Source organism: Nocardia sp. NPDC003482 (genome assembly GCF_053588115.1).
The window spans coordinates 1-15522 of record NZ_JBSFPI010000036.1; the positions used below are offsets into that span (position 1 = coordinate 1).

The 15522-nt window shown below is 69.2% G+C and carries 12 protein-coding genes, 1 rRNA gene and 1 pseudogene; 9 read left to right on the forward strand and 5 right to left on the reverse strand.

Translation table 11 applies throughout. The annotated features are described in order from the left end of the window. The 4 genes and pseudogenes from rrf to ACWDSJ_RS35035 all read left to right on the forward strand — a co-directional run. Positions 1–76: ribosomal RNA gene (gene rrf / locus ACWDSJ_RS35020) — 5S ribosomal RNA — on the forward strand; the annotation flags it as partial. Between the two features lie 1316 nt (positions 77–1392). Continuing rightward, positions 1393–2283, forward strand: coding sequence for a hypothetical protein (locus ACWDSJ_RS35025; RefSeq protein ID WP_450037074.1), 891 nt, complete (start codon positions 1393–1395; stop codon positions 2281–2283). 545 nt (positions 2284–2828) lie between these two features. Continuing rightward, positions 2829–3722, forward strand: coding sequence for an HAD-IIA family hydrolase (locus ACWDSJ_RS35030; RefSeq protein ID WP_450037075.1), 894 nt, complete (start codon positions 2829–2831; stop codon positions 3720–3722). A gap of 99 nt (positions 3723–3821) precedes the next feature. Further along, a pseudogene (locus ACWDSJ_RS35035) lies at positions 3822–4238 on the forward strand (Clp protease N-terminal domain-containing protein); the annotation flags it as partial. A gap of 189 nt (positions 4239–4427) precedes the next feature. On the opposite strand, the gene ACWDSJ_RS35040 reads toward ACWDSJ_RS35035, so the two are convergent. The 3 genes from ACWDSJ_RS35040 to ACWDSJ_RS35050 all read right to left on the reverse strand — a co-directional run bounded on the left by ACWDSJ_RS35040 (position 4428) and on the right by ACWDSJ_RS35050 (position 6814). Continuing rightward, positions 4428–5033 (reverse strand): YdcF family protein, encoded by a 606-nt coding sequence (locus ACWDSJ_RS35040; protein ID WP_450037122.1) that lies wholly within the window; start codon positions 5031–5033, stop codon positions 4428–4430. A gap of 142 nt (positions 5034–5175) precedes the next feature. Next, a complete protein-coding gene (locus ACWDSJ_RS35045; protein WP_450037076.1) occupies positions 5176–5823 on the reverse strand; it encodes a 2OG-Fe(II) oxygenase in 648 nt (215 codons plus the stop codon). A 70-nt stretch (positions 5824–5893) separates the two neighbouring features. Further along, positions 5894–6814: a helix-turn-helix domain-containing protein gene (locus tag ACWDSJ_RS35050; RefSeq protein ID WP_450037077.1), complete on the reverse strand. Its 921-nt coding sequence runs from the start codon at positions 6812–6814 to the stop codon at positions 5894–5896. Positions 6815–7006: 192 nt separating this feature from the next. Between ACWDSJ_RS35050 and ACWDSJ_RS35055 the strand changes: the two genes are divergently transcribed. The 3 genes from ACWDSJ_RS35055 to ACWDSJ_RS35065 all read left to right on the forward strand — a co-directional run bounded on the left by ACWDSJ_RS35055 (position 7007) and on the right by ACWDSJ_RS35065 (position 8675). Continuing rightward, on the forward strand, positions 7007–7489 hold the full coding sequence (locus tag ACWDSJ_RS35055; RefSeq protein ID WP_450037078.1) for a hypothetical protein: 483 nt from the start codon (positions 7007–7009) through the stop codon (positions 7487–7489). Continuing rightward, positions 7489–8178, forward strand: coding sequence for an FAD-dependent oxidoreductase (locus ACWDSJ_RS35060; protein ID WP_450037079.1), 690 nt, complete (start codon positions 7489–7491; stop codon positions 8176–8178). The genes ACWDSJ_RS35055 and ACWDSJ_RS35060 overlap by 1 nt, the downstream gene beginning before the upstream one ends. A gap of 86 nt (positions 8179–8264) precedes the next feature. Further along, positions 8265–8675 carry a hypothetical protein gene (locus ACWDSJ_RS35065; RefSeq protein WP_387365374.1) on the forward strand — a complete coding sequence of 137 codons (411 nt, stop codon included), beginning with the start codon at positions 8265–8267 and terminating at the stop codon, positions 8673–8675. Here the strand turns inward: ACWDSJ_RS35065 and ACWDSJ_RS35070 are convergent. Beyond that, positions 8636–11512 carry an ATP-binding protein gene (locus ACWDSJ_RS35070; RefSeq protein ID WP_450037080.1) on the reverse strand — a complete coding sequence of 959 codons (2877 nt, stop codon included), beginning with the start codon at positions 11510–11512 and terminating at the stop codon, positions 8636–8638. The two genes, ACWDSJ_RS35065 and ACWDSJ_RS35070, sit on opposite strands and share 40 nt — an antisense overlap. Before the next feature lie 204 nt (positions 11513–11716). Here ACWDSJ_RS35070 and ACWDSJ_RS35075 point away from each other — a divergent pair, with 204 nt between their 5' ends. Both ACWDSJ_RS35075 and ACWDSJ_RS35080 read left to right on the forward strand, forming a co-directional pair. Continuing rightward, positions 11717–12772, forward strand: coding sequence for a TauD/TfdA family dioxygenase (locus ACWDSJ_RS35075; RefSeq protein ID WP_450037081.1), 1056 nt, complete (start codon positions 11717–11719; stop codon positions 12770–12772). 18 nt (positions 12773–12790) lie between these two features. Beyond that, the gene (locus tag ACWDSJ_RS35080; protein ID WP_450037082.1) at positions 12791–13891 is read left to right on the forward strand and encodes a scyllo-inosamine-4-phosphate amidinotransferase; all 1101 of its coding nucleotides are present in this window, start codon (positions 12791–12793) and stop codon (positions 13889–13891) included. Between the two features lie 12 nt (positions 13892–13903). Here the strand turns inward: ACWDSJ_RS35080 and ACWDSJ_RS35085 are convergent, their stop codons facing one another. Next, complete coding sequence (locus tag ACWDSJ_RS35085; protein WP_450037084.1) at positions 13904–15307, reverse strand: helix-turn-helix domain-containing protein; 1404 nt, start codon at positions 15305–15307, stop codon at positions 13904–13906. Positions 15308–15522: the final 215 nt, after the last annotated feature.

Genomic DNA, 15522 nt, shown 5'->3' on the forward strand with positions numbered 1-15522 from the left:
GAACCCGGAAGCTAAGCCTGCCAGCGCCGATGGTACTGCACTCGACAGGGTGTGGGAGAGTAGGACACCGCCGGAACAATATTCCCGAGAAGGGGGCCCGTCACCGGGCCCCCTTTTCCACGTTCCGGGCCCTGTTGTACCCGGTTGCGGGTGCGGCGAGCAGAACGCTCCCGCCCGCGTGATTGAATTTCAGTAGGCGGGCCCCCGGCCCGGCCTACGCGGGCGAGCAGCCCAGCGGCCGGGCATCGAGGAGAAGCAGAGAAAGGGATCACCGTGTCGGAGCAGAACGACGATCGAAAGCCGTTCCGCCGCAGCGGATCCGGCCAGAATTCCGGCGGCCCCAACCGCCCCTCGTCCGGATCCCCCCGCCGCGACTCCGACCGTGACGACTCCCGCCGCGGCACGTTCCGCCGCGACGACAACGGCGGCTCCTCCCGAGGCGGTTTCCGGCGCGATGACGAACGCGGCGGTTCCGGCCGTGGTGGCTTCCGTCGTGACGACGACCGTGGCGGCTACCGCCGCGATGCCGACCGTCCGAACTCCGGCCGCGGCGACTATCGCCGCGATGAAGGCCAGGGTCGTGGTGGCTTCCGGCGCGACGATGATCGTGGCAACTTCCGCGGCGGCGACGATCGCCGATCCCCGCGCGGCGATTTCCGGCGCAATGACGACAACGAGAACTTCGGCTTCCGGCGCAGCAATGGCCGCGACGAATCCCGGGGTGGCTTCCGCCGCGATGATGAGCGTGGCGGCCGGGGCGGTTTCCGGCGCGATGATGAGCGTGGCGGCTCGGGCCGCGGGGGCTTCCAGCGCGACGAGAACCGGGGTGGTTCCGGATTCCGCCGTGACGACGCCGGTGGGTCCGGGCGTGGGGGATTCCGTCGGGATGATGACCGCGGTGGCTCGGGGCGTGGTGGCTTCCGTCGTGATGACGAGCGTGGTGGTTCCGGTCGTGGCGGGTTCCGACGTGATGACGATCGAGGTGGCTCGGGTCGGGGTGGGTTCCGTCGCGATGATGACCGCGGTGGTTCCGGGCGTGGTGGGTTCCGTCGGGATGATGAGCGTGGTGGTTCGGGGCGCGGTGGTTTCCGGCGGGACGACGACCGTGGTGGCTTCCGTGGCGAGGACAGCAGGGGTGGGTACAACCGGCAGAACCGTGGTGAATCCGGTTCCGGCCGAGGCGGTTTCGACCGCGACTCGAATCGGGGCGGCTTCCGTCGGCGCGATGAGCGGGACGGGTTCCGGCGTAACGACGAGCGCCGTGACGAGCGGGAGACCGATGACTTCGACGACGACTTGGAGTTCGACGCGCCCGCTCGTTCCGACGACCGGGATGACGCGAAGGCCCCGGAGGCGACTACGGCCGACGACACCGTGGATTCGGAAGCGGACATGAACGAGCTCTACGGCCCGGCGGGCGAAGCGGAGCCCCGCGGTTTCCGGCGCCAGCGCCGCGACGACGAATCGACCGCTTCCGCCGACCGTGAGGATCAGGAATACCTCAAAAACGCCGATCGCCCAACGCGATTCGATGACGCGGGAGCAGCCGACGCCCAGGACCATCAGCGCGGCGCGGATCGCCGCTCCGGCCGTGACCGACGTGACGAGCCGCCGATCCTGGATGATGTGGAGGCGAGCGAACTCGATTCGGCCGTCCGCCGTGATCTGCTGAGCCTGGACAAGAAGAACGGTGAGACCGTCGCCCGTCACCTGGTGATGGCGGCCCGTCTCCTCGACGAGGATCCGGAAGCGGCGCTCGAGCACGCCCGCGCGGCGCGACAGCGGGCGGGCCGGATCGCCGTGGTTCGCGAAACCGCCGGTGTGACGGCGTATCACGCGGGCGAATGGGCCGAGGCCCTGTCGGAACTGCGGACGGCCCGCCGCATGTCGGGCGGCTCGGGTCTGCTGGCCGTGATGGCCGATTGCGAGCGCGGCCTCGGCCGCCCGGAACGCGCGATCGAGCTCGGCCGCAGCGACGAGGCCCGCGCCCTCACCGGCGACGAGGCCACCGAACTCCGGATCGTGGTGGCAGGCGCCCGAATGGACCTCGGCCAGTACGACCAGGCCGTGGTGACCCTCCAAACCCCGGAACTCGACCCCTCCCGCTCCGGCCCGGCCGCGGCCCGCCTGTTCTACGCCTACGCCGAGGCCCTCCTCGCCGCCGACCGGCACCCCGAAGCCCTCGAATGGTTCCTCAACGCCGCGGCCGCCGACCTCGACGGCGACACCGACGCCGAGGAACGCGCCGAGGAGCTGGCGGCAGAGCAGGCGGACGACGAATAGCGCGGTGGCCGTCAATCAGGTTGGCGGGCGACGAAGAGACGAAGTCGCGGCCGAGTAAGGCGGTGACGAGTAGCGCCTGTGCCCGCCGATCGAGTTGTGGCGTCGCGGCGGCCCGCGCCGCGCTCGGCCGCGCCGCGGACAACGAGTAGCGCCGGTGGCCGCCAATCGGGTCACGGGCGACGAAGAGGAACTCGCGGCCGAGCAAGGGGCGACGAGTAGTGCCTGTGCCCGTCGATCGAGTTGGCGGATAACGAGTAGCGCGGGTGGCAGTCAGCCGGGTCACGGGCGACGAAGAGGAACTCGCGGCCGAGCGAGGCGGTGACGAGTGGCGCTGGTGTCCGTTGACCGGGTCGGCGGGCTCCGAAGTTCGGAGCGCGGTGAGCGGGCACGGATCACGCGGAGGCGAAGGCGGTCCACCTAGGGGATCCCGTAGGGGCGGAGGGTCGGGCGGGAGGGTGTTGGGTACGCGGGCGATGATGGTGGCCTGCGGGGGAAGTAGCCTTCAGCTACTGGCGATGAGTAGTGAGCGGAAGCGGGTGGGCTGAGTGGGACGGTTGCGGGAGCGGTTCGGGGCGCTGCTGTTGGATCTGGATGGGACGCTTTATCGGGGGCATGAGGTGATTTCCGGTGCGCCGGAAGCGCTTTCGGTGGGGGCGGGTGGGCAGGCGCTGATGTATGTCACCAACAACGCCAGTCGGTCGGCGGGGGCGGTGGCCGATCATCTTGCCGATCTCGGGTATTGGGCCACTGCCGAGGAGGTGGTGACCAGTGCGCAGGCGGCGGCTCATGTGTTGGCCGATCGGCTCGCGCCGGGGGCTTCGGTGTTGGTTGTGGGGACCGATGATTTGGCGGCCGAGGTGGAGCGGGTGGGGTTGCGGGTCACTCGGCGGTTCGAGGGGGCAGGGCCGGACGCGGTCGTTCAGGGGCATTCGCCGACGACGGCGTGGCCGGATCTGGCCGAGGCGGCGTACGCCTTGCGTGCGGGAGCGCTATGGGTCGCGGCGAATACCGATGCGACGTTGCCGAACGAGCGCGGGCTGGCCCCCGGTAACGGTTCGATGGTCGCCGCGCTGCGCACCGCCACCGACCTCGAGCCGATCGTGGCGGGTAAGCCGTACGCTCCGCTGCTCGAGGACGCGCTCACCCGCGCCGGCACCCGGGACGCGCTGGTCGTGGGTGATCGGTTGGACACCGACATCGACGGCGCCCACCGCGTCGGCCTCCCGTCCCTGCTGGTTCTCACCGGCGTCAGCACGCTGGCCGATCTCCGCAAACAGCCCGCCGACCGCTTGCCCACCTACGTCTCGGATCAGCTCGACGCGCTGAATCACCCTGTCGCGCAAGTGGATCCGCTCTCGGCCGACGACGACGATCTCGCCGACCGGCTGAGTGATCTCCTGCGCCGTCACCCCGGGCGGGCCATCCCGATCGGAGCCTGATCCGTCGCGCGTTCGCGCGTTCGGCGCGATTGTGTCCCGGACTCGTTGCGGCCCCGGCGATCTCGCCCGCACCGCCCGCTCCGCGAGGAGAATGGCGAAATGTTCGAAAGATTCACCGACCGTGCCCGTCGAGTGGTCGTCCTGGCGCAGGAGGAGGCCCGGACGCTGCAACACGACTACATCGGGACCGAGCATCTGCTGCTCGGGCTGATCCACGAGAGGGACGGGATCGGGGCGCAGGTCTTGCAGGATATCGGGGTGACGCTGCCGCGGTTGCGGAGCGATATCATCGCGATCATCGGGCGCGGGGCGGCCAGGGAGTCGGCCTCGCACATCCCGTTCACCCCGCGGGCCAAGAAGGTGCTCGAACTGTCGCTGCGCGAGGCACTTCAGTTGGGCCACAACTACATCGGTACGGAACACATACTGCTCGGACTCCTGCACGAGAACGAGGGAATCGCGGCCCAGGTACTGCTCGGCTGCGGCGCGGAGATCGAGGATCTGCGCAACCGGATCGCCGCCCGGCCGGGCGCGGAGACCGACGCTCCCGACGAGAACGACCCCACCGGAGCGGTCATCGCCTCCCTCTCCCGCGAGAACCGCCTGCTGCGCCGCGAGGTCGACCGCCTCCGCCAGCACATCGCCACCCGCCTGGGAACCGAACAACCGCCCACCGAGGAACCACCCTCGGCCTCGGCCGAGTGACTACCGCACCAACCGCCCCAGCTGCCGCCGAACGATCGCCGCCACCTCGTGCCCAGCGGTAGGGACCTTCAACCACCACCGCTCGAGCAACCGATAGTCGGCGGCGCCCACCACTCGCTCCGCCAGATCCGGCCGCTGCATCCGCAGATAACGCCGTGCCCGCGCCGCGTGCATCGGATCGGACGCGATCTTCACCCGATCCACCCCCTCCATCATCGGCACGGTGAACTCGATGTTCTGCCAAGTGCTCTCGGCCTTGGTCTCGATCACGACCCGCCCCTCCGGCACCCCGAGCACCTCGCGCGCGTACCGAGCCATGACCTCGGCCTCCGCGGGCTCCCGCCGCACCGCCCCTCCGGTGAACACCAGTGTCCCGTCGACTCGAGAATCCAACGACCGCACCGCTATTCGACACCGCCAGCGTTGGAGCGGGTGCATACGGCCGTTGCGCCGGACGGGATATCCGAGGACGACGACGACCTCGCTCCGGGCCGGACCAACCCCCGGCCCCAACAACCGCCGCGATGCCCGCCAATGCAGCAACTCCGCGGTCACCACCACGGCAACCATCCCGACACCCAACGCGGCAACGGGGCGTCGAGGCATCACACTGCTTCGTTGAGCCTGCACGGCCGCAATTCTGCCAAGTGAGAATGGATCGGGCGGGATGTGCGCTCCTCGAGTGGTGAGGTGGCTCCCCGAGGGTGGGGCCCCGGCCTCGAGGCCGGGGCGGTCACGTCGGCGGAGTTCAATCCTGGCCGGTGAGGTGCCGGTTCAGATCCGGCGGGCGCACGACCTCCGGCGCGGACTCGGTGTAGTAATTCATCGCCGCGACGATTCTGATGGCTCCCGGCTTCAGGAGGGGACGGACGTAATGGCTGTGCTTGCGAGCATCGAACAGAACCAGTTGGCCCGCGCGAGGTTCGATCACCGCGCAGTCCTTCTCGATCTCCTCGATGGAACGCACATCGCCCCGATTGGAGACCACGAGTTCGCCACCTTCACCGGGATAGTGGCTCGTGCAATACAGCAGCCCTTCGATGGGGTTGGTATCGACATGGCATTCGTAGCGTTCGCCGCTGTGCTGAACATTCAGTACCACGGCGAAACGTTCGTCCGCCATGACGGAGACACGCTCCGACGTCATCGACTGTGCGATTTCCAGGAACGGGCCCTCGTAAAGTTTGCGCAGCCACGGCAATCGAGAGCAGAGGGCCTCGCCGCCGACACCGCCGCAAAGAATTTCCTCGTGTAAGGTGGCCTCTCTCGAGGTCGAGTGAGCGCTGACGAGGGTCCGCGAGATGGTGTCCTTTCGGACGACCTGCACAATCTGGTCTTCCCAGTCGTGCGGTAACATGGACGAAACGTCACATGTCGTCCAGCGGAATGGGCTCATTGGGTAAGAATCCTTTGGTCGGATGGATGTCGGCATGAATGAGCCGCGACGCGAAATGGTATTCGCGCCGCTACTCGGTCGCCGGAAGCATACCTTCCAGGATCTTGCTTGCCAATCGTCTTCGGTCCGTGTCCATCAGCAGTCTCGCCTCGAGTGCCGACGAGGGCGCTTCGATATATCCCAGCAGGTTGTCGGAGCCGATAAACGTCCTTATGTATTGGTACAAAATAGGGCTTTGTGACCGTAAACTTTCGACATCCAACTCAAAAATATTGAATCCGACATAGAAGGTGTCGGAAGCGACGCTGAAGCGGCAGCGTTGCAAATCCTCTCGGCTCAGACCCTTGCGCAGCAACAGGGTTCGATATTGGTCGATGAGCGTTTGCTGATCGGGCATATCCGGCGAGAGAACGAAATGATACGTCCGGTTCTTCGACAGGTTCTCGGCGACGACCTCGAGGAAGTTGCTGCCGGTCACGCCCTCCTCGACATCGCTGCGGACCTCGACGATGTCGTCCATATCCATCGTGACGTTGGTGCTGGCGAGGCTGTAGCGCTCGAGCTCGAGGGCCTGAGCCTTGTCGAGCATCCCGTAGAGCGTGGTGGAGCGCTTGGCCGCTGCTTGGGCGGCCGCGGCGATCTGGTCCGCGAGGATGCTTCCGATCTTGGCGACCAGGGCCGACTCCTCGGCGATGTTCGCCCGCGCGGAGGCGAGTCCTGCTTCCACGTAGCGAACCAGCGGGCCATACTCCAGCATGCCGCTCGACCCGGCGATGATGTCCTCGCCGAAGATCAAAGAATCCAAGGAGACCTTGAAGAGATCGGACATGGCGATGAGCTTCTCTAAACTCGGTGTCGTCTGGCCGTTGATGTACTGAGACAGGGCGGCGGTAGTAATTCCGAGCTCGTTGCAGACCTGCCGACGGTTACCCTTGTGCTCACCTTCGTCGATGAGGCGCTTCAGCACGGCGGGGAGCTTGACCTCGCGCATGCCTGTCCCTTTCCGGGTCGCCGCACGAGGCGGACCATGATCAAGTGAATTCGATCCGTTTGGAAATCAAGCGCAGCTTACCACTCGGGAAAGACTTGTCGAGCGATACTTGACAGAGCGGCGCGGCGGCGGCACTCTCGGGTTGTCAGGGCCTGTACCACGAAGGCCCCTGATCTGGAAGAGGGTGCTTCCGTGAACGACCTCAACTCCAGCAAACTCGAAGCTTTCGAGCCGGAGACCTTCACCGAAACGGCACTGCGGACGGGCAGAGCGGTCGTGGTCGGTCACGGCATCAGCGGACATCAGGTCGTTTACCGATTGTTCTCGGCCGCGCGCGAGTTATCCAAACCGGTCCGTATTCTCTGGATAGCCGACCACCACGACACCCGCATCGCCAGCTTCGGCTCCTGTGGCTGGCACATGCCGTTCCTCAACGGTGACCCGAGGGTTGCCGACTGGGCTCGTAGGTCGTTTCGGCGGTGGCGGATGTTGTCCGAGCTGGGGTTGGACGAATTTCTCATACGGACCGAAAGTGTGTTTTTGACTCGGGCGGCGGATCAGCGGTTGCCGGAGGGGCATCCGGGGGCGGCGGTGGCGGTGGATCCGGTGGATTTCGAGTTGCTCGGCGGGGGATGCGGGTGGATGACGGGTCCATTATTTCCACGTGCGCGTTGATGCCGTTGTTGTATCGCGCGGTGAGTGGGTTGGACGGGGTGGTTCCGGAGGTTCGGCACGTCGAGGATGTGGACGATCTGTTGCGGATCACCGCCGCGTTCGGGGCCGAGGTGGCGTGTGTGGCGGCGGGGGATCGGGCGCAGTTCCTGTTGGAGGACAAGCGGATCGAGGGGGATCTGGGGGTGTTGCTGTTGGTGGATCCGGCGAAGGTGCCCGAGCCGTTCGATCGGATCGTGCTGATGGACGAGGATCGGGAACACGAACTCACCTACAGCATTCCGCATCGGGCGTGCGGGCACATCTGTCTGGGCGGGGCGTCGGGGCGGTTGGTGACCGAACCGGAGGTGTACGCGGAATTGGCCGATCCGGCGCGGGCGCCGCGCTATGTGACCGATACCGTGGAGGAGATCAAAGAGCGTGTGCTCGAACGGTTTCCGATGTTCGGGGCGGCGCTGGCCGAGGGGGAATACCGCTATTGGTACGGGCTGCGGCCCGCCGCGGAGCGAACGATAGCCGAATGGATGCCGCGCAGCAGGACGGGGGATATCGGGGTGCTGCATCTGGGGGGACTCGGGGGTTGCGGATTCACGATCGTTCCCGCGTTCGTGGCGGACGGGTTGGCCATTCGCCGGCCGACCCTGGATATGGAGGCCCATCTCGGACGGCCCACGCCCGTGCACTCCGCCTGACGCGGGCGTGCGTGCTACGATTTTCGGAGGCATTCGCCGTGCTCCCCTGGGGGCTTCTGCGTCCCACGCCGGGAGGTACGCGGTCCATGAAACACAATGATGTCGAAACGCGGCTCACCGTGGGTTTCGCGCCCGCGATCGGTGCGTTGATCGAGGTGTTGGCGGCGGAACGCGCGGTCGGGGCGGGGGAGTTGATCCGGGTCGCGGTGATCACGATGCTCGACGCCTTCGACGGCGTGGGGGATGCGCGGGCGCCGCGCGGGGACGCGGATATCACGGTGCCGGACAAGGGATTTCGGCGGAGCCGACCGCGGTGCGTGCAGGTCGAGGACGTCTACATCGACTCCTCGACGCGGGAACGGCTCGACGAGTTCTGTCGCGCGGTGCGGTTGAGCAAGGCGCGCGCGATCCGGGTGGCCGTGGATCGGTATCTGTTCGACGAGATCGTCGGGCCGGATCACCCCGACGGCGGATCCGATTCCAGCGACCTGAGATAGCTTGCGGCCGAGGTGGCTTCGGGCGCGCCGAGGCGCTGGTAGATCTCGATCGCCTCGCGCAACTCGCGCGTGTGGGTGCGGTCGCCCAGGGCGGCGTGCGAGCGGGCGATGCCCTCGAGGGCGCGGGCCTGTTCGAGCTGGCTCTCGATCTCGCGGGCGGTGTCCACCGCCTCGGTGAACATGCGTAGCGCCTGATCGGGCGCGCCGGTGGCGAGCAGGAGTTTGCCGATGTCCACGCACACCTCCGCGGCGCCGCGGCGATTGCCGAGCCGGCGGAACATCAGCAGCGCGCGGCGCAGGAAGACGATGGCCTCCAGCCGCGAACCGCTTCGCGTGTAGACGGTTCCGAGGTTGTTGAGCGCGTACGCCTCGCCCAGCCGGTTGCCGAGCTGGTGATAGATCGTCAACGCCTTGCGGTGCAACTCGATCGCCTCGTCGTGCAGTCCGGTGCGGGTGCGGACGATGCCGAGATTGTTGAGCACGCTCGCCTCGCCGAGGCGGTTGCCGAGCTGGTGATACAGCGCCAGCGCCTGGCGGTACAGGTCGACGGCCTCGGCGTGCAGGCCGGTGTGGGTGCGCACGATCCCCAGATTGGTGAGCGCGTTCGCCGCGCCCAGGCGGTTGCCGAGCCGTTGATACAGCGCCAGCGCCTGCCGATGCAGATCCACGGCCTCGGCGTGCAGTCCGGTGCGGGTGCGGACGATGCCGAGATTGTTGAGCGCGTTGGCCTTTCCGAGCCGGTGACCCAGCTGGTGGTACAGGGTCAGCGCCTGCCGGTGCAGGTCGGCGGCCTCGTGATAGTCGCCGGTCTCCTCGCGCACGTTGCCGAGGTTGTTGAGCGCGTTGGCCTCGCCGAGCCGGTTGCCCAGCCGGTGGTACAGGGTCAGTGCCTGTTGGTGCAGTTGGGCCGCCCCGGAGTAGTCGCCGGTGTCCTCGTGGACATTGCCGAGGTTGTTGAGCGCGTTGGCCTCCCCGAGCGGGTTGTCGAGGCCGCGGTAGAGCCCGAGGGCGACCTCGAACCGTTCGATGGCCGGGTTGTAGTCCCCGGCCCGCCAATGCGCGGCGCCGAGGTTGTTGAGCGCGTCGGCCTCCCCGAGCCGGTCGCCGACGCGGCGGGCGGCCTCGACCGCGCGGCGATGCAGCTGACGGGCCAGCGGCCACGGGCCGTCGCTGTCGAGCAGACTCGCCAGCAGGCCGGTGAGACAGATCATCCGGGCCGGATCGCGGGCGGCGGTCTCGTCCAGGCAGGCGAGCAGGTTCTCCCGTTCCAGTCGCATCCACTCCAGCGCCTCGATCTCGTTCGCGAACGCGCGCAACGGGATTCGGTCGGGCGGGTCGCCGTACGGATCGGCGGTGGGATGGGTCCAGCGCGCCAGCCAGCGATCGGCCGCGGTCGCGGTGTGCTGGTAGTAGTCCAGCAGCCGCCGCTGGGCCCCGGCGCGATCGGCGGGCGCCTCCTCGGCGGCCAGCGCCCGGCTGTACTCGCGCAGCAGATCGTGCAGCCGGTACCGGCCGCGGGCCGGTTCGTCGAGCAGGTGATCGGTGTAGAGCGACTCCAATTCCCAACGGGCCGTGGCCACATCGGTGTCGGCCAGCGCCGCCGCGGCGTGTGCGTCGAGATCCGCGCCGGGGTGCAGGCCCAGCCGCCGGAAGAACAGCTTCCGTCGCGGCGGCAGGTCCCGATAGGACAGATCGAACGCCGCGCGCACGGCGCGGGACCCGGCGTCGAGTTCGCCGAGCAGATCCGACGCCGCGCCGAACTCGTCGGCGAGTTCGGCGATGGTCCAGGACGGGTGATGGGCCAGGCGACCGGCCAGCAGGGTGATCGCCAACGGCAGGTAGCCGCACAGGCGCACGATGCGGGCCGCGGCGGCGCGGTCGGCGTCGGCGCTGGCGGCGCGGCGGGCCAGGGTGGTGAAAAGCGTTGTGGCGGGCCCGGGTTGGAGGATGTCGAGGGCCAGCGGCATGGCGTTGTCGAGGGTGATGAGGCGGCTGCGGCTGGTGACCAGGGTGAGGCATTCCGGCGCCGCGGGCAGCAGGGGTTCGATCTGGGCGACGTCGCGGGCGTCGTCGAGGACGAGCAGGACGCGTTTGCCGGTGAGCCGGTCGCGCCACAGGTCGCGGCGGCCCTCGAGGGTGTCGGGGATGTAGCGCATGTCCACGCCGAGTCCGATCAGCATGCCCGCCAACACGTCCGAGGGGTCGGCGGCGGTGCGGCCGGGGGTGTGGGCGTGCAGTTCGATGAAGTAGCGGCCGTCGGGGAAGCGGTCGGCGAGCAGGTGCGCGGCGCGGGTCGCCAAGGCGGTCTTGCCGATTCCGGGCATCCCGTCGATGGTGTAGATCAGCGTGCCGTTCTCCGGGTCGGCCGCGGCGAGCAGGCGGCGCAGTTCGGTGTCGCGGCCGATGAAGGTGTGCACGTCGCGGCGCAGCGCGGTCTTGACCGCGGGCCGCAGCGGCGCCGCCTCGTCGGGCGCGGTGTCGCGTTCGACCGCGGGCGGGACGGGCGCCGCGAGCAGGCGGCGGCGGGTCTCGAGCCACGCCGGGAGATCGTCGCGGGGGACGCCGCAGCACCACAGGTAGATCTCGAGCCGATTGTCGCTCCCGGCCACGCCGCGATTGCCCTCGAGGCGTTTTCCCTTCTCCATGTCCTCGATGAGGTTTTTCGTCAGTTCGACGAAACGGCGTGGGCCGCCCTTGTCGTGATCGGTCGCCTTTCGCTCCAGTCGGCGAATGGAAAGTCCGACGGCCTCGCGGGCTCGGCGCAGCGCGCCGCCGAATTCGGCCGGGGTCGTCAGCTTCGCGAGATATTCGCGACTGACCGCTCGGTTCGGAATCATGGTCGTCGGGTGCCTCCCCGCTCGTCGGCAATCCTGTCGCCGGGTGACGACAATTGTGCGGCACCGCCGTCCGGGTGTCCGGCGGACAGTCGGAAAAGACGGCGCGATTCCCCCGTTTTGTCCGGTGGGATGTCGGACGCCGCACGGGTCGCGGTGAGCTGTCCCCAGCGACGGATGTCGCGGTCGGACGGAAAGGACAGCCCCATGAACGACAATTTCGGCCGTCACACCTTTCACCGGAATTTCCCGGCCGGGAGGGCGGGGCGCGCCGGCGGCGAAGCGCGCGGCGCGTCGTTCGATCGGCTCGGACCCGGCGAGGTGGTCACGCTGACCCGGCGGGAGACCGCGGTGGCGTGGGCGGAGGCGCTGCGGGCGGCCTGCGAACTGTGCGCGGGCGAGGATCCGGTGGAGATCGCCGCGGGTCTCATCGCGAGTCTGCCGCCGCGAATGATCGTGGCGCTGCATCGATTCCGGGCCGTCGGTTCGCAACACAACGCGCTGCTGCTGCGCGGGGTCTGCGGGGATCTGACGGATCTGCCCGCCACCCCGGCCACCGTCACCCCGGACTGGTCGATGCCCGTCGTGGAGGCGGCGGCGCTGCTGTTGCTGGCCGCGTCGCTGCCGCTGGGGGAGCCGTTCACCTTCCGGACGCTGCACGAGGGCCGCCTCGTGCAGCACGTGACCCCGGTGCCCGGACGCGAGGAGACGCAAACCGGTGCGAGCAGCGCGGTTCCGTTGCAGTGGCACGTCGAGGACGGGTTCAGCGCCGACCGCTGCGACTACTTCGGCCTGCTGTGCCTGCGCGGGCATCCGGGGGCGGTCACCTATCTGGCCCCGGTCCGGCGGTTGGATCTCGCCGCGGAGGTCGTCGCGGTGCTGCGCGAACCGCGGTTCGTGATCGAACCCGACACCGCGCACGAGCTGTCCGGCGCGGTCGACGCGGAGCGGGTGGCGGTGTTGAGCGGACCCGCGACCGATCCCGAGATCTGCTTCGGCGAGGCGGACGCGCGCCCCGCCGATCCGGACGACCACGAGGCCGCGGCGGCGCTGCGGGCGTTGACCGCGGCGCTGGACCGGGCCGCCCTCGGCGTCGAGCTGCTGCCGGGCGACCTGCTCATCGCCGACAACCGGCGAACCGTGCACGGCCGCAGCGTCTTTCGTGCGCGCTACGACGGCAGCGACCGCTGGCTGCTGCGCGCGATGACCTGTTCCTCGATCCGGGCCCACCGCCGCCGCGGCGCCGTCCGGGCGCTCGGCTGATCCGGAAGGCGGCGTGTCATGACCGAGACGCTCACCACCGCATTCGCGGTCGAACCCACGGATCCGGTTGCCCTGCGGGCGGATTCGCACGACGAGTTCAGCCCGCTGCTCGACGTCGTCGTCGGCACCGCGGCCGGGGCCAGGATTCCGCCGCTGGACCGGTCGGCCTGGCTGAACCTCTATCCCGACCTCGACGCCGCGACCCTGGCCAGGGTCGCGGTGGGAGCCTTTCCGCGACGCGTGCTCGAGGAGGCCGCCGAGGATCTCGACGGCCTGGCGCGCGTGCTGAGCGAGCTCGGGGTGCGGGTGCACCGGCCCGCCCCGATCGCCCACGACGTCGAATTCGCCACGCCGCACTGGCGCAGCAGCGGCTTCTACTCCTACTGCCCGCGCGATCTCGCGCTGGTGGTGGGGCGGACCGTCATCGCCGCGCCCAGCCCCATGCGGGCGCGGGCGCACGAACTCGCGGGGTTGCGAGAGTTGTTCCAGCGCTGCATGATCGGCGGTTCGGCGTGGATCGCCGCGCCGCCGCCGCAGCTGCGGGAGGACCTGTTCCCCGACGACGGCACGGGCCGGGTCGCGCTGGGGGAGGCCGAACCGGCCTTCGACGCCGCGAACGTGCTGCGCTGCGGGCCCGACCTGTTCTACCTGGTCTCGGCCAGCGGCAACGAACTCGGCCACCGCTGGCTGCGCACCACCCTCGCCGCGCTGGGCGACTACCGGGTCCATCCCATTCGCGGCGTCTACCCCTACACCCACATCGATTCGACGATCAGCCTGCTGCGCGAGGGCCTGGTTCTGTTGAATCCGGAGCGGATTCGCGACCTCGACCTGTTGCCCGAACCGCTGCGCGCGTGGGATCACCTGTGGTGCCCGCCCATGGTCGAGACGCCGTGTGCGACACCGTACCCGTTGTCGTCGCGCTGGATCGGGATGAATCTGCTGATGGTGCGGCCGGATCTGGCCATCGTGGACGCCGCGCAGCGGGAGCTGATCGCGGCACTGGAGCGCCGCGGCATCGACGTGGTACCGCACACGCTGCGGCACGCACGCGCGATGGGCGGCGGATTCCATTGTGTCACACTCGATCTGCGTCGCGGCCGACCCCTGGCCCGGTGAGTGCGGCATCGGTCATGCGGAACTGTCTCGCCGGGTGGCGGATTCGAGGAGCTCGCGCACCTCGGCCGCCCGGCGGTGGGTGGCGCGGCGGGTGTCGAGCGAGCGCAGGATCTCGTGGGCGCGCTGCGGAATCTGCCCCACGCGCAACTCCTCCGGCAGCTCCAGCCAGGCGGCGGTGATGGTGTCGCAGGCCGCCTCCACGTCGCCGCCGTCCGCCTGCGCGGCCGCCGCGTCGAGGTGCAGCAGCGCGGTGCCGACCTGGTCGTGGCGGGCCAGCGGCAGTTCCAGCACCCGCGCCCGCAGCGGCGCCGCCTCGGCGTGCGCGCCGACCAGGGCCAGGGCGTTGGACTGATGCCAGCGCAGCAGATACTCGCTGACGTGGAAGCCGTCGGGCACGTTCTGTTCCGCCGGGAGCCGGGCGTACAGCCGGTCGGCCTCGCGGACCGCGTGCAGAGTCCCTCGGCGGCAACCGGATCGGGCCTGCGCCCCGGCCTCGATGAGATGGCCGAGCACCGCGGCGGGATTGGCGCGGGACCCGCCGAGCGTCTGCGCGGAACGCGCCGCGGCCAGGCTGTTGTCGAGCCGCCCGTGGCAGGCGAAGGCGTCGCCGACCCGCCCGGCCAGCCACGCGAGCACGGCCGGATCCTCGGCCTGGCGGGCCGCGCGGCGCGCGATGCCGAACCATTCGAAGGTGTCGCTCGCGCCCGCGACGTCGTTGAGCCGGATGGCGATGAAACCCGCGTTCTTGGCGTAGATCCGGTGCAGGCGGCGGCGGATGTCGGTGGCCGTGGTGGTCAGCAGGCACGCCTGGGTGCGGGCCAGGTCGATCATGCGCGCCGGAATGTACTCGGCGGGTGAGGAATAGAGCCGATATCCGCTCTGCTCGGTGAGGTCCTCGAGCAGGGTGACGTAGGCGGCGGTGGCGCGCGGGCCGCCGGGCGGGTCGAGGTCCTCCCCGTGCGGGCCCGGGCCGAACGGCGCGGACATGAACACCGCCCCGGCGGCGGCCAGGCTCACGAAGTGACGACGATCCATGTTGTCCTGCAACTCGTTTCGCGGATCGGAGGCGGTGTCGGAGTAGTCGTGCCCGAAGCCGAGGCGGTCCGGGCGGGTGCGGTACAGCAGGCACAGGCCGTCGAGGTAGCGGGGTGAGGGGATGTCCTGCCCCTGCTCCCACTGCGACATGCGCTGATGGCTCAGTCCCGTGGCGGGGGTGCCGCGGGCGGCGAGCGCCTCCTTCAACGCCTCGACCGCCTCGACCAGGGTGTAGCCCCGGGCGATCCGGTGTGCGCGCAGCAGGGAGACCCCACAGTGCCGGTGCACGGCGCGGGCCGCCTCGTAGTCGGAACCCTTGGCGGTTTTGACCTCGCGCGCGACTCGGCGCGCGCACCTGATGCTGTGTGGGACGTCCGTCATGCGAACCACTCGTGCTCCCGGGGAGCGACCCCGTCGGGTGAAACCGGGAATTCAGTCTATCGCCGGATTCGACGCGATGTCGATGTCGCGGCCGGTTCTGCACGCGGCGCGTGCACAACGGTGCCACGGGCGGCGAATCGAATGGTCCGGACTCCCGTCCGGGCGTTTCGCGCGCCATTCTTTCGGTATCCAGAATTTCTCACGCACGGGAGATG